The organism is Streptomyces sp. Isolate_45 (assembly GCF_024721315.2).
Classification (GTDB): domain Bacteria; phylum Actinomycetota; class Actinomycetes; order Streptomycetales; family Streptomycetaceae; genus Streptomyces.
Window position 1 is genome coordinate 114,260 of the sequence record NZ_JANFAK020000001.1, and the last position, 17,738, is coordinate 131,997.

Annotated in this window: 21 protein-coding genes; 7 read left to right on the forward strand and 14 right to left on the reverse strand. The window is 72.9% G+C overall.

Translation table 11 applies throughout. From position 1 onward, the window contains the following. The first annotated feature begins 168 nt into the window (after positions 1 to 168). From NOD94_RS00575 to NOD94_RS00585, 3 genes are all read left to right on the forward strand, one after another. Positions 169 to 981, forward strand: a complete 813-nt coding sequence (locus NOD94_RS00575; RefSeq protein WP_281203651.1) for a class I SAM-dependent methyltransferase — start codon at positions 169 to 171, stop codon at positions 979 to 981. A gap of 221 nt (positions 982 to 1,202) precedes the next feature. After that, positions 1,203 to 2,330 (forward strand): C40 family peptidase, encoded by a 1,128-nt coding sequence (locus NOD94_RS00580; RefSeq protein WP_281203652.1) that lies wholly within the window; start codon positions 1,203 to 1,205, stop codon positions 2,328 to 2,330. 520 nt (positions 2,331 to 2,850) lie between these two features. Continuing rightward, positions 2,851 to 4,194 carry a fused response regulator/phosphatase gene (locus tag NOD94_RS00585; RefSeq protein WP_281203653.1) on the forward strand — a complete coding sequence of 448 codons (1,344 nt, stop codon included), beginning with the start codon at positions 2,851 to 2,853 and terminating at the stop codon, positions 4,192 to 4,194. Positions 4,195 to 4,279: 85 nt separating this feature from the next. Here NOD94_RS00585 and NOD94_RS00590 read toward each other — a convergent pair whose 3' ends face one another. The 3 genes from NOD94_RS00590 to NOD94_RS00600 all read right to left on the reverse strand — a co-directional run bounded on the left by NOD94_RS00590 (position 4,280) and on the right by NOD94_RS00600 (position 5,784). After that, on the reverse strand, positions 4,280 to 4,618 hold the full coding sequence (locus NOD94_RS00590; RefSeq protein WP_281203654.1) for a DUF2516 family protein: 339 nt from the start codon (positions 4,616 to 4,618) through the stop codon (positions 4,280 to 4,282). 114 nt (positions 4,619 to 4,732) lie between these two features. Beyond that, on the reverse strand, positions 4,733 to 5,326 hold the full coding sequence (locus NOD94_RS00595) for a hypothetical protein (RefSeq protein WP_281203655.1): 594 nt from the start codon (positions 5,324 to 5,326) through the stop codon (positions 4,733 to 4,735). A 17-nt stretch (positions 5,327 to 5,343) separates the two neighbouring features. Continuing rightward, positions 5,344 to 5,784 carry a helix-turn-helix transcriptional regulator gene (locus NOD94_RS00600; RefSeq protein WP_281203656.1) on the reverse strand — a complete coding sequence of 147 codons (441 nt, stop codon included), beginning with the start codon at positions 5,782 to 5,784 and terminating at the stop codon, positions 5,344 to 5,346. A 96-nt stretch (positions 5,785 to 5,880) separates the two neighbouring features. Here NOD94_RS00600 and NOD94_RS00605 point away from each other — a divergent pair, with 96 nt between their 5' ends. Both NOD94_RS00605 and NOD94_RS00610 read left to right on the forward strand, forming a co-directional pair. Next, complete coding sequence (locus NOD94_RS00605) at positions 5,881 to 6,354, forward strand: helix-turn-helix transcriptional regulator (protein WP_281203657.1); 474 nt, start codon at positions 5,881 to 5,883, stop codon at positions 6,352 to 6,354. A gap of 10 nt (positions 6,355 to 6,364) precedes the next feature. Next, the gene (locus tag NOD94_RS00610) at positions 6,365 to 6,781 is read left to right on the forward strand and encodes a VOC family protein (protein WP_281203658.1); all 417 of its coding nucleotides are present in this window, start codon (positions 6,365 to 6,367) and stop codon (positions 6,779 to 6,781) included. Between the two features lie 234 nt (positions 6,782 to 7,015). Here the strand turns inward: NOD94_RS00610 and NOD94_RS00615 are convergent, their stop codons facing one another. Further along, the gene (locus NOD94_RS00615) at positions 7,016 to 7,375 is read right to left on the reverse strand and encodes a helix-turn-helix domain-containing protein (protein WP_281203659.1); all 360 of its coding nucleotides are present in this window, start codon (positions 7,373 to 7,375) and stop codon (positions 7,016 to 7,018) included. A 57-nt stretch (positions 7,376 to 7,432) separates the two neighbouring features. On the opposite strand from NOD94_RS00615, the gene NOD94_RS00620 reads away from it, so the two are divergent. Further along, positions 7,433 to 8,332 carry an NAD(P)-binding domain-containing protein gene (locus NOD94_RS00620; protein WP_281203660.1) on the forward strand — a complete coding sequence of 300 codons (900 nt, stop codon included), beginning with the start codon at positions 7,433 to 7,435 and terminating at the stop codon, positions 8,330 to 8,332. Between the two features lie 53 nt (positions 8,333 to 8,385). On the opposite strand, the gene NOD94_RS00625 is transcribed toward NOD94_RS00620, so the two are convergent. From NOD94_RS00625 to NOD94_RS00640, 4 genes are all read right to left on the reverse strand, one after another. Continuing rightward, the gene (locus NOD94_RS00625) at positions 8,386 to 9,285 is read right to left on the reverse strand and encodes a sigma-70 family RNA polymerase sigma factor (protein WP_281203661.1); all 900 of its coding nucleotides are present in this window, start codon (positions 9,283 to 9,285) and stop codon (positions 8,386 to 8,388) included. 133 nt (positions 9,286 to 9,418) lie between these two features. Then, positions 9,419 to 10,195: a putative protein N(5)-glutamine methyltransferase gene (locus NOD94_RS00630; RefSeq protein ID WP_281203716.1), complete on the reverse strand. Its 777-nt coding sequence runs from the start codon at positions 10,193 to 10,195 to the stop codon at positions 9,419 to 9,421. Positions 10,196 to 10,266: 71 nt separating this feature from the next. Further along, positions 10,267 to 11,511, reverse strand: coding sequence for a GNAT family N-acetyltransferase (locus NOD94_RS00635; RefSeq protein ID WP_281203662.1), 1,245 nt, complete (start codon positions 11,509 to 11,511; stop codon positions 10,267 to 10,269). Between the two features lie 127 nt (positions 11,512 to 11,638). After that, entirely contained in the window at positions 11,639 to 12,229 is a 591-nt protein-coding gene (locus tag NOD94_RS00640) for an AmfC protein (RefSeq protein ID WP_281203663.1), read from the reverse strand. 131 nt (positions 12,230 to 12,360) lie between these two features. Between NOD94_RS00640 and dtd the strand changes: the two genes are divergently transcribed. Continuing rightward, positions 12,361 to 12,786: a D-aminoacyl-tRNA deacylase gene (gene dtd, locus NOD94_RS00645; protein ID WP_281203664.1), complete on the forward strand. Its 426-nt coding sequence runs from the start codon at positions 12,361 to 12,363 to the stop codon at positions 12,784 to 12,786. Between the two features lie 29 nt (positions 12,787 to 12,815). Here the strand turns inward: dtd and NOD94_RS00650 are convergent, their stop codons facing one another. From NOD94_RS00650 to NOD94_RS00675, 6 genes are all read right to left on the reverse strand, one after another. After that, on the reverse strand, positions 12,816 to 13,784 hold the full coding sequence (locus NOD94_RS00650) for a glycine cleavage T C-terminal barrel domain-containing protein (protein ID WP_281203665.1): 969 nt from the start codon (positions 13,782 to 13,784) through the stop codon (positions 12,816 to 12,818). 52 nt (positions 13,785 to 13,836) lie between these two features. After that, the gene (locus NOD94_RS00655) at positions 13,837 to 14,286 is read right to left on the reverse strand and encodes a Fur family transcriptional regulator (protein ID WP_281203666.1); all 450 of its coding nucleotides are present in this window, start codon (positions 14,284 to 14,286) and stop codon (positions 13,837 to 13,839) included. Positions 14,287 to 14,370: 84 nt separating this feature from the next. Then, positions 14,371 to 14,943 carry an FABP family protein gene (locus NOD94_RS00660; RefSeq protein WP_281203667.1) on the reverse strand — a complete coding sequence of 191 codons (573 nt, stop codon included), beginning with the start codon at positions 14,941 to 14,943 and terminating at the stop codon, positions 14,371 to 14,373. A 266-nt stretch (positions 14,944 to 15,209) separates the two neighbouring features. Next, on the reverse strand, positions 15,210 to 16,100 hold the full coding sequence (locus NOD94_RS00665) for a hypothetical protein (RefSeq protein ID WP_281203668.1): 891 nt from the start codon (positions 16,098 to 16,100) through the stop codon (positions 15,210 to 15,212). Beyond that, positions 16,097 to 16,921, reverse strand: a complete 825-nt coding sequence (locus tag NOD94_RS00670) for a hypothetical protein (protein WP_281203669.1) — start codon at positions 16,919 to 16,921, stop codon at positions 16,097 to 16,099. The genes NOD94_RS00665 and NOD94_RS00670 overlap by 4 nt, the downstream gene beginning before the upstream one ends. Further along, positions 16,918 to 17,682 (reverse strand): hypothetical protein, encoded by a 765-nt coding sequence (locus NOD94_RS00675; protein WP_281203670.1) that lies wholly within the window; start codon positions 17,680 to 17,682, stop codon positions 16,918 to 16,920. Before NOD94_RS00675 ends, NOD94_RS00670 begins: the two co-directional genes overlap by 4 nt. Positions 17,683 to 17,738: the final 56 nt, after the last annotated feature.

Genomic DNA, 17,738 nt, shown 5'->3' on the forward strand with positions numbered 1-17,738 from the left:
GGTGGTGGCGGACCGCCCCGCAGGGCGGCATGGCTGCGGGGGCGCTGTGGGCGCCCCTGCAAGGAGTGCAACCCGGACGGGCGTCGCCCGCATTCCGGGGCGGGTGGACTTTCCTTCGCTGTTTGCCGGTTTTTTATCCGACGAGCACCCTCCGCTTAGGCTCGGCGCATGGCCTCCCGCAGCACTCCACCGCCCCCGAAGCGCCCCGTGGGCACCGTGACGCGGGGGACGACCAACCCGAACCGGCTGCGCCGCATGGACCGCTGGATCGCGGCGGCGCACGGAGCCGCGCTGCGGCGGGCGGACGCGCCGGTGGCGGTGGACCTCGGGTACGGGGCGGCTCCCTGGACGGCTGTGGAGCTGCTGGCGCGGCTGCGGGAGGCGGCGCCGGCGGTACGGGTGGTCGGCATCGAGATCGAGCCGGCGCGGGTGGCGGGGGCCAAGCCGTACGAGCGGGACGGGCTGAGCTTCCGGCACGGCGGCTTCGAGGTGCCGTTGGACGGGGGCGAGCGCCCGGCCCTGATCCGCGCGGCGAACGTGCTGCGCCAGTACGACGAGGAACAGGTCGCCCAGGTGTGGGAGCGGCTCTGCGCGCGGCTGGCCCCGGGCGGGCTGCTCGTGGAGGGGACGTGCGACGAGATCGGCCGGCGGCACGTGTGGGTGGCGCTGGGACCGGAGGGGGCGCGCACGGTGACCTTCGCGGCGCGGCTGGCCTCCCTGGAACGTCCGTCGGACCTGGCGGAGCGGCTGCCGAAGGCGCTGATCCACCGGAACGTGCCGGGCGAGCCGGTCCACGCCTTCCTGCGGGACTTCGACCGGGCGTGGGCGGCCTCGGCCCCGTACGCCTCGTACGGGGCGCGGCAGCGGTGGATCCGGACGGCGCGCGCGCTGGCCGCGGACTGGCCCCTGGCGGACGGCCCGGTGCGCTGGAGGCAGGGGGAACTGACGGTGCGGTGGGAGGCGTTGCGCCCGGTGGGGTGAACCTCGCGCCACGGGGAACCGGAGCCCCGGGCGACCCGTTGAGTCGGCAGGGGTGGGCGGGGCGTGGCCGGTCATGATCGGACCGTGACCCGGGAGGGTGTTGGAATTCACCGAGTCGTGGCACCATCCCGGAGACAGTGACAAGTTACTGATGAATAGTCAGATCTGATGTCGGGTGAGGCACCTGTCGTCCGGTCGGACTCGGGGCGCCTGGGGGAGCCATGGGGACCGTGAAGCGAGCGTCGCGTCGGCACGGGGCATCGACCCTGACACTGCTGTGCGCGATGGCGATACTGACGGCCCCCGCCATCGCGGGGGGCACCGCGTACGCGGCTCCGACCGCCCCCGTCCCGCCCCCCGCGCCCTCGGCGCCGGCCACCCCGCCCCCGGCACCCGTCGTGCCGGCGCCCGGCGCCAAGTCGCTGGAGCAGATCCGCAAGGACATAGAGGGGTTGTACCGGCAGGCCGGCAGCGCCACGGACGCGTACAACCTCGCGGAGAGCGAGACCAAGGCCCAGTCCGAGCGGATCGTGGAGATCGCGAAGCTGGTCGTCGCCGGCCAGGACCGGATCTCCGGCCTGAAGTCCCGCGCGGGCGCCGCGGCGCGCGCCCAGTACCGCTCGGGCGGCCTGCCGCCGGGCGCGCAACTGGCGTTGAGCGACAGCCCGAGCCAGTTCCTCGACGGGGCGAACCGGTTGCGACAGGGCGAGAAGGCCACCACGGACCTGCTGTCCGAACTGAACCGGACACAGGGCGACTTGGAGCGGTACGCCAAGGACGCGGGCGCGCTCTGGCAGAAGATGGAGGAGAACCGGGCCAAGCAGGAAGCCGCCAAGAAGGAGATCGAGGAGAAGATCAAGGCGGCGGAGGAGCTGGAGAACAAGCTGGAGGCCGAGGAGAAGGCCCGGCTGCTCCAGCTGGAGCAGGAAGCCCAGTACAAGGCCCAGACGCAGTGGCTGTCGACGGGCGCGCTGAAGGACGCGAAGGGCTCGGCGACGGACGCCGGGAAGCGGGCGGTGCAGTTCGCGACGGCGCAGATAGGAAAGCCGTACGTGTGGGGCGCCACCGGGCCGGGCTCGTACGACTGCTCCGGTCTGACCTCGCAGGCCTGGCTGGCTGCCGGCAAGGGCATCCCGCGCACCTCGCAGGAGCAGCTGCGGCTGCTGCCGAAGGTCGCGATGAAGGACATACGCCCCGGTGACCTGATCATCTACTGGGACGACGCGAGCCACGTCGCCATGTACGTCGGGGACGGCGCGATGGTCCACGCGCCGCGTCCCGGGCGGAACGTGACGATGGCGGGCGTCGGCTCGATGCCGATCAAGGCCGTGGTCCGCCCCGACGCGTAGGCCCTGGCCGGGCGGGTGGGTGCGGACGACGGGTCGGCCCGACGGAGCCCGTGAGCGCGGCGGGGTCGTCGTCCGCCGGGCCCGATGGAGTCCGAGGGCAGGTGCCGGCGCCGGACCCGGTGAGCCCGCGGGCGGACGACGGGTCGGCCCGGCGGAACCCGCGCGGACGGCTCCGGGCGGCGGGGCGTTGGTCCGCGGGTGTGCAAGGGTCCGGCTTCGTGAGGGTGTTCGGCGTCACGCGCAGGGGGTCTTCCGGGCCCCCGACGGTCGGGAGTGTGCAGCATCACGCGCAAGGGCGGTGGGAGGTGCACGGGTCCGGGGGTGTGCGACGTCACGTACGGCGGCCCGACAGGGGTTTCGGCCGTGGGGCGCGGGTCTCGGTGAGCGGGGCGGGGTTGTGGGGGTTCCGTGACGTTGCTCATCCATCGGCCCGCTTATCCCCCGCGATAACGGCATATGACGGAGGCCCTCCCCCGAACCGCCATTCCGTTCGCCGCCACCCGCCCGCTAGGGTCGGCGCATGAGCGCACCCTCGGGGGGAGGGAAGGAACCGGAGACGATGTCCGTACCCGTACCCGTACCGCGGCAGCGGAACACCCCGCCCGTGGAAAGCGGTCCGGCGGTTCTTTCCGTCACCCCCGCGACGCCCGGCCCGGGCCCTGTCCCCGTGCCGGCCCCCACACCGGCCCCCGCACCCCAGGCGTCACTGACCCTGCTGGTGATCGAGGACGACCCCGCGGGCGGACTCACCGTCCCCGAGATCCTCGACGCCGACGGCCACCGCATCCGGCTGCGCAGCGCCCGCAACCTCACCGAGGCCGCGCGGCTGCTCACTCCCGACGTGCACTGCGTGCTGCTCGACCTGTCGCTCCCCGGCGCGGACGCCGAGGACGGTCTCGCGACCCTGCGCCAGGTGCTGCGTCTGGCCCCGCGCCACGCCGTCCTCGTACTGACCGACGGGGCCGACGCCGAGCGCGCCGCCGAAGCCGTCCGCGTCGGCGCCCAGGACTTCCTCTTCCGCGACGAGCTGGACGGCCGGCTGCTCAGCCGCGCCATCCGCTACGCCGTCGAGAGAAAGCGGGCGGACATCGCCCAGTACAAACTTGCAGAATCGAAACTGCGGGCCCAGGAGAACGCCCGCCTGGAACGAGGTCTGCTGCCCACGCCCCTCCTGGAGGGCTCCGACCTCCGCTTCGCCGCCCGCTACCGGCCCGGCCGCAGTCGGGCCCTGCTCGGCGGCGACTTCTACGACACCGTCCGCACCCCCGACGGCACCGTCCACGCGATGATCGGCGACGTCTGCGGCCACGGCCCGGACGAGGCCGCCCTCGGCGTCGAGCTGCGCATCGCCTGGCGCGCCCTGACCCTGGCCGGCCTGTGCGGGGACGACCTGCTCTCCACGCTCCAGGAAGTGCTCGAAGTGGAGCGCCCCTGCGAGGAGATCTTCGCGACGCTGTGCACGGTGGACATCGCCCCGGACGGCCGCCGGGCCGGCCTGTGCCTGGCCGGGCACCCGGCCCCGCTGATATCCCGGCCGGGTCGACCGGCGCGGCTCCTGCCGTACGAGAACAGCGGCCCGGCGCTCGGCCTGCTGCCCCGGGCCCGCTGGCCCCGCCGCCAGGTCGAACTGGGCGGCACCTGGAGCCTGATGCTCTACACCGACGGCCTGATCGAGGGCCACATCGGCGAGGGCAAGGAGCGCCTCGGGCAGGACGGGATGGTCGAGATGATCAACCGTCACCTGGACCGGGGTCTGACCGGTGAGGGGCTGCTGGAGGCCTCCGTCACCGAGGCCCGCCGCCTCAACGGCGGCGAACTCACCGACGACGTCGCCGTCGTCCTGCTCTCCCGCAACGAGAGCTGAGCCGGACCGGAGAACTGCGGACGGGCGAACGACGGATCAGCGGACCGGCCGGCCGGCCGACCCGCGTTCCGGCTACCCGCTACCGCTACCGGCCGCCGTTGTACGGCCCGTACGGGCCGTCGCTGCTGCTGCCGCGGCGCTTGCCGCCGCCGCCCGTGACCTGCTTGAGCGCGGGGCGGACGTCGACGAAGAAGACGATGGTGGCCACCAGACCCGCGATCTGTAGGAAGAGCATCGCCAGGAAGAAGTCCACCACGACGGTGACACCCAGGATGACCAGCCAGAAGGTCTTGGTCTGCTTGTCGGCCGCCGTGTAGGCCTGCCCGCTCGGCACCGCGGCCATGGCGAACGCCACGACGGCGAGCGCCAGCATGGCGTAGCCGAACAGCGGGAGCACCCCGTTGTCGAACCCCTGCATCAGCATCGTCCCAACCGCCTTTTCCCGTCCGGCACGCCTGACTCCACGCTACCGCCGGAGCCGCCTTCCCAAACGACAACGAACCGGGCACCCCTCAGGTGCCCGGTCCGATCCCGTCTATCAGGCCTCGCCGCCGGCCGTGGCGGCGGCCTTCTTGGCCGTGCTCTTGCGGGCCGTGGTCTTGCGCGCGGCGGGCTTCTCCTCGGCGGAGGCGTCCTCGGCGTCGGAGGCCTTGGCCTCGCCCTCGGTCGGGGACTCCTGCGCGGGCTCCGGCTTCGGGTCGGGCTCCACGACGTCGGCCAGGTCCACGATGTCGTCGGAGATCTCACCGCGCCACGCCCGGACGGCCTGCTCGCCGTGCTCGGCGACCTTGTCATAGGTCTCCTTGGCACGCACCGCGTACTCGGCGGCCACGCCGACGCCGCGCAGCGCCAGGTCCTGGGCGGTCTCGCCCAGCTTCTTCGGGTCGATCGCCCCGAAGACCTCGGCGACCTTGGCGGTGACCGCCTCCTGCGCCTCCTTGGCCTTCCCCTGGACGACCTTCGGGTCGGTGTTCACGACGGCGTCGAACCGCGCGGGGGCCTCGGCGCGCAGCTGCTCGATGAGGCCGGGCACCTTCTTCGCCTGCTGGACGGCGAGGTCGGCGGTGCCCGCGGCGAAGTAGAGGGGGGTGGGGTCGGTGAGGGTCTTCTTCAGGTCATCGGCGATGGCCATGTGCTGGTCCTCCCGGATCACAGTCGGTTCGTAGGGGGCAGGTCCCCGTCGTCGGCAATGGCACCGGAGTCCGCGGCCGGGCCGGGGGCGGCGTCGGCGGCCGCCTCGGTGTCCAGCGCGTTCTCCTTGCGGAACGAGTCGTAGATCTGGAGCAGCACCTGCTTCTGCCGCTCGTTGATCGACGGGTCGGAGAGGATGACGGCTCGCGTCTCCACCTCGTCGCGGTCCCGTTCGTCCAGGATTCCGGCCTGCACGTACAGCGTCTCCGCGGAGATCCTCAGCGCCTTGGCCAGCTGCTGGAGGATGTCCGCGCTCGGCTTGCGCAGCCCGCGCTCGATCTGGCTCAGGTACGGATTCGACACCCCCGCCGCGTCGGCCAGCTGCCGCAGCGAGAGCTGGGCCTGCCGCCGCTGGTCACGGAGGTATTCGCCGAGGTTTCCGACGTTGAGCGATGCCATGCCCCGATCCTGCCGCACCCTGCTAACTATTGCAAGCGCCTGCTTGCAAAAGCGCGCACCTCGGTCGGGGCAGGGTCCGCGTGGGATGCTGGGAGCGTGAATCTGGAGGACCTCGTACGGCTGCGGCGGGCTCGGGACGCCATGGACCGGGACTACGCGCAGCCGCTCGACGTGCTGGCGCTGGCCCGCGTCGCCCTCATGTCCCCCGGGCACTTCTCCCGCAGCTTCCGGGCCGCCTACGGCGAGACGCCGTACGGGTACCTGATGACCCGCCGCATCGAGCGGGCGAAGGCACTGCTGCGGCGGGGGGACCTGAGCGTGACCGAGGTCTGCTTCGAGGTCGGCTGCACCTCGCTCGGCTCGTTCAGCTCGCGCTTCACCGAGCTGGTCGGCGAGACGCCGAGCGCGTACCGGGCGCGCTCCCACGAGGCGGGCGCCGCGATCCCGGCCTGCGTGGCCAAGGTGGCCACGCGCCCGCCCAGGACCGGCGAACCGGCCGGGAACGGCGCCGCGGGCGGAAACCGCGAACCGGTCAGGAACGGAGAAGCGGGAAGGGCCGGCGGCTCGTAACGTCGAGGGCATGACCATCAAGCTCTCGCAGTGCTTCATCGCCGTCGACGACCACGACAAGGCGCTCGCCTTCTACCGCGACGTCCTCGGCATGGAGGTCCGCAACGACGTCGGGTTCGAGGGGATGCGTTGGGTGACCGTCGGGTCCCCCGCACAGCCGGACGTGGAGATCGTCCTCGAACCGCCGCTGGCCGACCCGAACGCCTCCGCGGCCGACAAGCAGGCCATGGCGGAACTGCTGGCCAAGGGCATGCTGCGCGGCGTCATCTTCGCCACCGACGACGTCGACGCCACCTTCGAGCGGGTCCGGGCCGCCGGCGGCGAGGTCCTCCAGGAACCGGTCGACCAGCCGTACGGCGTCCGCGACTGCGCCTTCCGGGACCCGGCGGGCAACATGCTCCGGTTCAACCAGCCCCGCGAGCGGTAGCCGACGACGGCCCCACCGACCCCGGCCCCACCGGCGGCCGGCCCTTCCCAGGGGCCGGCCGCCGGTTCCGCGACCCGGGAGCCGGGACCCGGGGCACCCGTACCCACCTTTTAGTGGGTACTTGGCAGGCCCCCGCTCCCGGGCCAGGCTTGTTCCGGGCGGCCGAGGGGCCGCCGGGAAACGGGCCGAGAAGGGCGGGGGTGGGCAGGTGGGCGTACGTCAGGAGGGCGTACGTCAGGAGGGCGGGCGTTCCTCGCCGACGCCGGTGAGCCGCTCCAGGCGGCGGTGGCCCCAGTCGGAGACCGGGCCCAGGGCCTCGGAGAGCTCGCGGCCGAAGTCCGTCAGGGAGTACTCGGTCTTCAGCGGCAGCACGTCGTGCACCTGCCGGTGCACGAGGCCGTCCGCCCGCATCTCGCGCAGCGCCTGAGTCAGCACCTTCTCGCTCAGGCCCGGCAACTGCCGGCGCAGCTCGCCCGGGCGGTGCGGGCCCGATTCCAGCAGCCACAGCAGCGCGGTCTTCCACTTGCCGTCGATCACCGCGATCGCCGCCGTCACTCCGCAGACCTCCGTGTCCTGCGCCCGACCGCGCGTCATCCCCGCCCCGTTCCCGATCCGTAGTCGTCGCGTCCTTCTCTTACCGGGAGTTGAACCATGTCCACGTCCACCCCCGCATCCTTCGAACAGTCTGCCGTCACCGTGCTCGGTCTGGGACCCATGGGCCGGTCCCTGGCCGGCGCCTTCCTCGACGCCGGTCTGCGCACCACCGTCTGGAACCGCACCCCCGGGCGGGAGGGGGAGCTCGTCGAGCGCGGGGCGGTCGTCGCCCCGTCGGCCGAGGAGGCCGTCGCCGCGAGCCCGTTGACCGTGGTGTGCGTGGTGAACTACGACGCGGTGGACTCCGTGCTGCGTCCCGGGGCGGTCGCCTCGGCGCTGAAGGGCCGCGCCCTCGTGAACCTGACCGCCGACACCCCGGACCGGGCCCGGGACACCGCGCGGTGGGCGGACCGGCACGGCATCCGCTACCTGGACGGCGCGATCATGACGCCGACCACCACCATCGGCACGGACCACGCGGTGTTCCTCCACAGCGGCCCGCAGGACCTGTACGAGGAACTCCGCCCCGTGCTCGACGCGTTGGGCGGCACCCACACCCACCTCGGGGCGGACACCGCCCGCGCGGCGGCGTACGACATCGCGCTGCTCGACATCTTCTGGACGGCCATGGCCGGCTGGGCGCACGCCCTGGCGGTGGCCCGGGCCGAGGGCATCACGGCGCGGGAACTGGCCCCGTTCGCCGCGGGCATCGGTGCGATCCTGCCGCCCCTCTTCGAGGAGACGGCCCCGGAGGTGGACGACGGCACCTTCTCCGGCGAGGGCAACCCCCTCACCTCGGCGGTGTCGTCCATGGCCCACATCGTCCACGCCTCGGAGGCGCACGGCATCGACGCGGGCGTGATGCGCGCCGCCGAGGGCATGGCCCGCCGCGCCGTCGGGCTCGGCCACGGGGCGGACGGCTTCGTCCGGATCGCCGAGGTCCTCGGCCGCCGCTGAGACGGCCGTTGACGCGGTCGCCGAGGCCCGGCCCGGGGCCGCCCGGCCCCGGCTCAGCGCTCCAGGGACGTCAGGTCCAGCTCCTTGAGGCGCTGCGGGTCGGACAGTACGTCGATCGCGACGATCCTCCCCCCGACGACGGTGAACGCCATCACGGAGACCGCGCGGGCCTGCGGGACCACGACCACGCCCGCGGCTCCGTTGATCAGCACCGGGCGGGTGAACGGCGTGAGCGGGCCGAAGGTGACCGCCTGGCTCGCCACGGTCCGGGCCCCGGTGAGCACGACGGTGTGGCGGCCTCCGACGCCGCCGTCGGAGCGGAGCACCACGTTCGGGTCGAGGACCGCGACGAGCGCCTCGAACTCCCCGTCCCGCGCGGCCGCGAAGAACGCGTCGACGGCCGCGCGCTGGCGGGCCGGGTCGGGGTCGGGAGCCGGCGCCTGCCCCTGCACCTTGCGGCGGGCGCGACTGGCGAGCTGCCTGGTCGCGGCGGCCGTCTTCTCGATCAGCGGGGCGATCTCGTCGAACGGCACGGCGAACATGTCGTGCAGGACGAAGGCCAGCCGCTCGGCCGGCGCCAGCGACTCCATCACCACCATCAGCGCCAGCCCCACCGAGTCGGCGAGCAGCACCTCCTGCTCGGGGTCGACGCCCCGCTCGGGGCTGATGACCGGGTCGGGCATCCGGATGTCCGCGCCCTCGACCGGCTCCATGGGTTCCTCGCGGCGCTGCCCGCGCGAGCGCAGCATGTTCAGGCACACCCGCGCGGTGACGGTCGTCAGCCAGCCGCCGAGGTTCTCGATCCCGCCCGTGTCGGTGCGGCTCAGCCGCAGCCAGGTCTCCTGAAGGGCGTCGTCGGTCTCGCTGAGCGAGCCGAGCATCCGGTAGGCCACCGCCCTCAGGTGCGCCCGGTGTTCCTCGAATCGCTCCGTCGGTGAAGAACTCTCGTCCACCTGACATCCCTTCCCCCGTGCCGAACACTTCCCCACGAAGATCAACTTGCCGGGTCGGAGCAGGCGGAGGGAAGGGCTCCGCCGCCACCCGCACGCGCGCCCCGCGAGGCGGACGGGAGTTCGACGACAGGCCCTAGACCACCGGCGCCCGACCGATCACCACCGTCGCGTACAGCTCCTCCGAGGTGACGGCCCTGACCGCGAGCCCGCCCGCCGTCAGGGCGGAGGCCGTCACCGGCGACTGTCGGGCGCTGGTCTCGATCAGCAGGTGCCCGCCCGGGGCCAGCCAGCGCACGGCCTCCGCGGCGACCCGCCGGTGTACGTCCAGGCCGTCCGCGCCCCCGTCGAGGGAGACGAGCGGTTCGTGGTCCCGGGCCTCCGGCGGCATGAAGCCGATCTCCTCCGTCGGCACGTACGGGGCGTTGACCACCAGCACGTCCACCCGCCCCCGCAGCTCCGTCGGGAGCGCCGCGTACAGGTCGCCCTCCCAGACCGAGCCCCCGTACGGGGCCACGTTCCGCCGCGCGTACGTCAGCGCCGCCGGGTCGATGTCGGCGGCGTGCAGCTCGACCCCGCCGGGGACCTGGGAGGCCACCGCCGCGCCCAGGGCACCGACCCCGCAGCACAGGTCCAGTACGACCCCTCCGGGCCGGGTCAGCACGACGGCCTCCTGCACCAGGAACTCGGTGCGCCGGCGCGGTACGAACGCTCCCGCGCCGACCTGCACGCGCAGCCCGCCGAACTCCGCCCAGCCCACGACGTGCTCCAGCGGTTCCCCGGCGACCCGGCGGGCGACCATCCCGGCCAGGTGTCCGTCATCGGTGGCGGCCCCGACCAGCAGGTCCGCCTCCTCCTCCGCGAAAACGCAGCCGGCGGCGCGCAGGCGTTCCACGATCGATGCCACGGTGATTCGGTCCTCTTCGGTCGTCGGGAGGTGCGCGTCACGGGCGTACGCGTCACGGGCGGCGCTCGCGCCGCCGGTCAGAAGACGTCCGGGCACCACGGCCGGCGCGCGGTGCGGAACACCGCGTCCGCGAGGGCGAGGGCCCCGGGCCGGGCCTCGGTCACCTCGCCCAGCGCCGCCAGCCGTACGGCCGAGGCGTCACCGAGGTACAGGGCGCCGAGCGCGGCCGCGTCGAGCCGCAGGTCGGCGGGCTCCTCCGTACGGGAACAGGTGCCGGCGCCCGCGTCGAGGCGGTAGCGGCCCTCCGCCGGGCCGCCGGGGTCGGCGACCTCCAGGACGAGCACGCCGGGAACCTCGTACGTCCGCGCGGCCAGTGCCCGTACGACGTCCAGCACCCGCACCCACAGGAAGTCGGCGGCGGTCACCAGCGCGGCCGCGCGCGGGTCCGGCAGCAGTTGCGGGAGGAGGTCGTCGGGGGCCCGGTAGCCGGTGCGGACCCGGGTCACCCAGTCGACGGAGCACAGGAAGTGCCACAGCGCCCGCTCCGCGTCGGGGGTCAGCGCGATCAGGTCGCGGACGCGCAGCGTGTTCTGCGGGGTCTTGGCGGCGGTCCAGTGCTCGTCGGCGCCGTAGGTGACGAGACCGGCGACCTCGCCCCCGGCCGTCCGGTACACGGCGTGGAACTTGTCCTTGTACGGGGAGTGCGACATCGCCTGCACGCCCGTCGCCACGTCCCACCAGCGCGCGTCCCGGTCGACCACGCCGTGCGCGGTGGCCCGCAGCCGTTCGTGCAGGGCGGGACCGACCCGCCGCACCTCGGCGGCGTCCACCAGGTCGATCCGGCCGCCGTCGGCGGGGACGGACAGCCGGCGGTCGAGTCCGGTGCGCGGTACGTCGATCTCCCACTCGGCGAGGGAGGTCGCGGGGCCGAAGCCGTAGCGCCCGTAGATCGGGTACTCGGCGGCGATCAGGGTGGCCAGGACGTCGCCGCGCTCCCCGGCGGCCGCAAGCTCGGCGGCCATCATCCGGGTCAGCAGGCCCTGGCGGCGGTGGGTGGGCAGCACGGCGACGGAGGAGATCGCGCTGCACGGGACGACGGCCCCGCCCGGGACGGTCAGTTCCTGGGCGAAGGACCGGAAACTCGCGACGCAGCGGCCCGTCCCGCGGTCGAAGCCGCCCTGGAGGCGGGCGAGGTCGCTGTGCTCGGCCCGTTGGGCCACATCGGATTCCGTCACCCGGGTCGCGGTGAGGAAGCCGGTGTTCAGGGCTTGCATCCAGTCGGGGATCTCGGACGCGGTGATCGGGCGGACGTCAGCACTCATAACGGCTCACGCTAATCGCCCGGACGGCCGGGGTCGCCCGATTTTCACGCTGCCCGCCCCGCCCCGGAGCGGACCGGGCCGTCGGGGCCGCGCCGCCCGTTCGGGAGGCCTCCCGGGACGACGGGCCCTAGGCCAGCAGGTCGTCCACCTGCGCCTCGCCCTCCCGGTAGCGGCGGGTGATCTCCGCGCTGCAGTCGTCCGCCATCCGCTGGAGCTGCTGCCGGCGCCGCGAGACCTGCTGTTCGTAGCGGACCAGCCGGCCCATCGCGTCGTGCAGTTCGGCATCGGTGCGGGCGTCCAGGTCGGACAGCTCCACCTCGGAGAGCATCTCGGCCGCCAGCAGCCGGAACTCCTCGTTGTGCGGGGTTCCGAGCGTGACGTGGCGGGCGGACGGCCTGCGGCTGGACGGCGCGTCGGCGAGGATCTCGGACAGCCGGTCCACCACCGGCGCCTCGGGGTCCGTCCGGCGGGCGAGTTCGGCGCGCAGGATGTCGATGCGGCCCTGCAGGAGTCTGCGTACGTAGCTCAGGTCGGCCTCGTCGCGCTGCGCGTCGCGGCGCAGCGCGCGCAGCTCCGGCAGGCCGAGCGCGGTGGCGGTGGTGGCGGTGGTCGGGGTGGTCGTGCCCTGACCTTCGCCGGTGCGCTGTGCGGGGGGCCGCCCGGGGGCGGGCGACGCGGGTGACGCGGGTGCAGGTGCGGAGGTACCAGAGGTGTTCATCGTTCGTATCCGTCCCCTCGACCGGTGCTGGGGGCACCGCCTGCGTGCATCGTGCCACTCTCCGTGGTCCCGACGCAGTCCCAGAGCACCCGATCGGCCCCGGACGGGTGCACGCCTGGTACACAGGTGGTATGCGAGCAGTGGTGCAGAGGGTGGACGGCGCGAGCGTGGTCGTGGCCGGGGAGACGGTCGGCGAGATCGTCGGCGAGGGGCTGTGCGTCCTGGTGGGGGTGACCCACGACGACACTCCGGAGAAGGCCGCGCTGCTGGCGCGCAAGCTGTGGTCCGTGCGGATCCTGGAGGCGGAGAAGTCGTGCAGCGACATCGATGCCCCGCTGCTGGTGATCTCCCAGTTCACGCTCTACGGGGACGCCCGCAAGGGCCGCCGTCCCACCTGGAACGCGGCCGCGCCCGGCCCGGTCGCCGAGCCGTTGGTCGACGAGGTCGTGGCGCGACTGCGGGCGCTGGGCGCGACGGTGGAGACGGGCCGGTTCGGCGCGGACATGCGGGTCTCGCTGACCAACCACGGCCCGTTCACCATCGTCATCGACGTCTAGGCCGACTCGTACGGATCGGCGTCGGGGCGCTACGGCGCCACGACGACCTCCTGCGCGGCGGCGGTGGTCCCGACGAGCAGCGGGGCGTCCACGGGGACGTTCCGCTTGACCAGGGCGAGGGCGATCGGGCCCAGCTCGTGGTGGCGCACGGCGGTGGTCACGAAGCCGAGCTGGCGGCCCTCCTCGCCGTCCGCGGCGAGCCGTACGGGCGTGCCGTGCGCGGGGAGCAGCACCTCGGAGCCGTCCAGGTGCAGGAAGACCAGCCGGCGCGGCGGCTTCCCCAGGTTGTGGACGCGGGCGACGGTCTCCTGGCCGCGGTAGCAGCCCTTCTGAAGGTGGACGGCGGTGCCGATCCAGCCCAGCTCGTGCGGGATGGTGCGGTGGTCGGTCTCCAGCCCGACGCGCGGGCGGTGCGCCTCGACGCGCAGGGCCTCGTAGGCGAGGAGCCCGGCGGCGGGGCCGTGCGCGGCGGCGAAGGCCTCCAGCCCGTCGCGGGGGAGGAAGACGTCGCGCCCGTGCGGGGTCTCGCGTACGGCGAGGTCCTTGGCGACCTCGGCGATCGAGCCGGCCGGGAGGTGGACGACGGCGAAGTCGGCCGTGCGGTCGGCGACTTCGACGCGGTAGAAGAACTTCATGGCCTCCAGGTAGCCGATGAGGGCCTCCTGGGTGCCGGGCTCGACGTGCGCCCAGGTCGTCTCCCCGTCGTCGACGAGGTAGAGGGCGTGTTCGATGTGGCCGTTCGCGGAGAGGATCAGCGCCTCGGTGGCCTGTCCGGCGGGGAGGTCGGTGACGTGCTGGGTGATCAGCAGGTGCAGCCAGCTGAGGCGGTCCGCCCCGGTGACGGTGACGACACCGCGGTGGGAGAGGTCGACGAAACCTCGGCCGTCGGCGAGGGAGCGCTGTTCGCCGTAGAGCTCTCCGTAGTGGGCGGCGACGCCCTCGTCACGGCCTTCGGCCTGTACGGCGCCGGGGAGATGGAGCAAGGGGCTGCTGGTCATGCCACCAAGCGTACGACCCCGGCGGCGCGGCGCCCGGGGCGCTCCCCCGGGGTCAGGGCAGCTCGGGGCGGGCGTCCGCCGCGCTGCGGGCGGCGCACTCCTTGCACAACCCGAAGATCGCGAAGTGCTTCATGTCCGTCCGGAAGCCGAAGTCGGCCCGCAGCTTGGCCGTGAACTCGGCGGCGACGTCCAGGTCGGCCTCGATGACCTCGGTGCAGTCCCGGCACACCAGGTGGATGTGGTGGTGCCGGTCGGCGAGGTGGTAGGTGGGGGCGCCGTGCCCGAGGTGGGCGTGCGAGACCAGGCCCAGCTCCTCCAGGAGCTCCAGGGTCCGGTAGACGGTCGAGATGTTCACCCCGGAAGCCGTCCTGCGCACCTCGACGAGGATCTCGTCGGGGGTGGCGTGCTCCAGGGCGTCGACCGCCTCCAGCACAAGCTGTCGCTGCGGTGTCAGCCGGTATCCGCGCTGCCGCAGGTCGCTCTTCCAGTCGGTGCTCACCACCCGGCCAGTGTAAGCGCGCGAAGGGGACCGCGGGCGAGTCCGCGGTCCCCTTCATTTCGTACGACTGTCCGCCCGGCCGTCGGCTCAGCGGAAGAAGGCGATGCCGTCCTCCGGGAGCTCCGGCAGGTTGCGCGCCATGTCGGCGATCTCCTCCGGGGTGACGACCTTCTTCAGCTGCGCCGACATGTACGGGCGCAGCTCGACGTCGGGCGTGGCCTTCTCGCCGACCCACATGAGGTCGCTCTTCACGTACCCGTAGAGGCGCTTGCCGCCGCTGTACGGGCCGGAAGCGGCCGTGCGGGCGACCGCGTCGGTGACGACGTCGATCTGCGGCTTCTGGTGGGCGAGGTCGCCGTACCAGACCTCGACGACGCCCTGGTCACGGACCATGACGATCTCGACCTTGCGGTCCGCGTCGATGCGCCAGTAGCCCGACTCGGACTCCAGCGGGCGCACCTTGTTGCCCTCGGCGTCGAGGACCCACGTGTGGGAGGTGTACTCCAGGAAGTCCCGGCCGTCGTGGCTGAACACGACTTCCTGGCCGAAGTTGCACTTCTCCTCGCCGGGGAAGTCGAAGACGCCCGCGCCCTCCCAGTTTCCGAGGAGGAAGGCGAGGGGGACGAGGCCCGGGTTCAGGTCGGAGGGGATCTGGATCATGGTTGGCTGCTCAGGCGATCTGTTCGAGGGGTTCCGGGGTGGTCGGCTGCGCGGACGCTCAGCGCTGACCCTGGTACAGCTTCTTGACGGCCAGGACCGTGAAGGCCATGACGCCGACGCAGACCAGGACCAGCAGGGAGGTGAAGACTGCCTCAAGCACGGGGTGCTCCTCGGGAGGATTCGATGGCGGGGTACGGGCCGGTCCCCAAGCCTACTGGCCCGTGGACCGGCGCACTCTGCGAGGTGGCCGTACGCCGTCCGGCGGGTCAGCCCAGCAGCTGGTGCTGGAGGATCACCGTCTGGTGGAGCGGGACGGCGGGCACCTCGCCCTTGCGGGTCTGCAGGATCACGGCCTGGACGTCACCGGACTGCACGCACGCGGCCCTGACCTGTTCGTCGCCGACCGGGGCGGATTCCTCCATGACGGTCACGCCGGTGGTGTCGGGGGCCTTCTGGTCCACCTTGGCCTTGCCCCAGACGGTGTCCGTCTCGATGCGGTTGACCCCGCTCAGGTTCATGTCGGCGCCGCAGCCCTCGAAGGCGTCCGCGAAGCCGGACGAGTGGAATCGCAGCAGGTAGACGCGGGTGCGGGTGCCGTCGGGGGTGGTCCAGCCGCGGCCCACGATCTGGCGCAGGCCCTCGTTGGCCAGCCCCTCCTTCAGCTTCTCGCGCGCGGTGCCCTCGTACTCCTCCATGAGGGTGTCCACGGTGACGACGGAGTCCTTCTCCAGCTTCAGCCCGGGGTCCGGCACGGAGCCCTTGGGCGCGGGGAGCAGCAGCTGGGTCAGGCCGGCGTAGTGGATGCCGTCCTCGTTGTCCTTGGCGAAGGGCAGCGGGGCGCCCGGCGGCAGGGCGGGCTTGACCAGGGCCGGGTACTCCCAGCGGCCGTCGTCGAGCGTGGCGAGCCCGGGGAGGTCGGTGCGGTCGGGCTGGACGACGCCGTACGCGGCGCCCGCGCCGGCGGCGCCGAAGACGAGGACGGCGGCGCTCCACCGCAGGAACGCGAACAGCTTGCGGCGGTCCTTGGGGGGCGCGGGGGCGGGGGTGGGGGCCGGGGCGCCCGGGGCGGCGGCCTCGGGGGACGGCGGCTCGGCGGGGGCCGGCGTCGGGGCGTCCTGCGGGATCGTTTCCGCCGGTGTGGTGTGCTGATCGGTCACGCGGACTCCCCGGGGGACTTCAGGTGGTTCAGCTGCCGCTTGAGGAAGTCGACCGCGTCGGTGGTGTAGAAGCCGGACTTGGGGCCGTAGGCACGGAAGTCGACCATCACGTCGCCTTCGACCGCGACGCAGTACATGGACTCGATCTTCTCGTTCTTCTCCTCGCCGACGGCCAGCAGCGCGCACTTGGCGTCCGGGTACCCCTCCACCTTCGGCGCCTCGCGCTTGTCGCCGACGATCTCCAGGAACGTCTTCGAGGCCCCGGCGAAGGAGTTCACGGCCTTCGGGTCGGCCTGCATGATCCTGACCTCCACGACCAGGTTCCCGGCCCACTTCGTGTAGGTGCGTCCCGCCTGGCCCTTGAGGTCGAGTTCGGCCAGCATCTCGTCGCGCTTCTTGCGCTCGGAGGTGGACAGGCCCTTGCGGATCTCCTCGAAGCCCTCGACGGCCTTGTCCCCCGAGACGACGAAGTCGTTGCCCTCGACGCCGAGATCCGGTCCGAGCTCGTAGCTCGCGGGTACCGGAAGCAGCTTGGCGGACACCGCGTTGTCGGGCACGCTCGGCGGCTCGGGCGCCTTCTGCGGCTCCGCGCCGGCGGCGGCCCAGTAGGCGGTGGGCGCGCTGCGGTCGGCGTCCTCGACGGTCGCGGACGCCCAGACCCCGGATCCCACCAGGACGGCCAGGCTGAGCACGCCGACCACCAGCGGGCCGGCCTTGACGCGGCTGCCGGTCGCGGCGTCGGCGGAGGCCACCGCGACCCGAGCCGGTCCAGGCTCCGTCGTGGTGGGGGCCGTCTGCGTGTCGTTCGTCGGCTCGGTCACAGTCGCTCCAGCTGTCGCTTGGCCAGGTCGATGACGTCCGATTCGGCGATCTTTCCGCCCCGGTTGTCGCTGTAGAAGATCTCCAGGACCACGTCACCGCGCCGCACGACGGCGCGGGAGCCGCGGTGCGGCTCGTAGCCGGGCTTCTGCTGGGCCTTCGAGTCCACCCAGACGTGGCCGAGGTCGTCGGGCACGCCGGGAATGGACACACCGGGGTTGCCCGCGTACTTCGGTCCGGACATGTAAGTGTCGTGATTCTTCTGGTGCTCGTCCGCCCCCGCGAGCTCCCTGAACTGGATGAGTCGGACGTCCACGTAGTACCGGTCGTCCGTCGACCACGAGGTCAGAGCGACCCTGCGCAGACCGGCGGTGACGAAGTCCCGCAGGGCCCCTTCCGGGTTCTCGTAGTCGGCCGCGAAGAAGTCGAGCGACTCGTACGCCGGTGATTCGAGGACCTTCGCCCCCGCCGGCGGCTCCAGCAGCAGCTTCGTCAGGTCGTCGTCGCTCTTGTGCCAGCGGTTGGCGTTGATCGACTTGAGCGTCGTCGCGCCGTCCGCGGCCAGCGGCTTCGGCGCGTCCAGCTTCCGCTGCGCCAGCGGGGGCAGGGGGGTCGGTTCGCGGTGGTACTGGATCGCGTAACCGGTGACCGCGCCGGCCAGGGTGCCGAGTACGAGGGCTGCGGCGATCAGGAGCGTCGCGCGCCCGCGCCGGCGGCGGCTCGGGGCGGTTCCGGCCGTCTCATCACCCGAATCCACATCCACGGCCGGAAATTCCGGAGTGCCAGATTCCGGAGTGCCAGATTCCGGCGCCTTCCCCT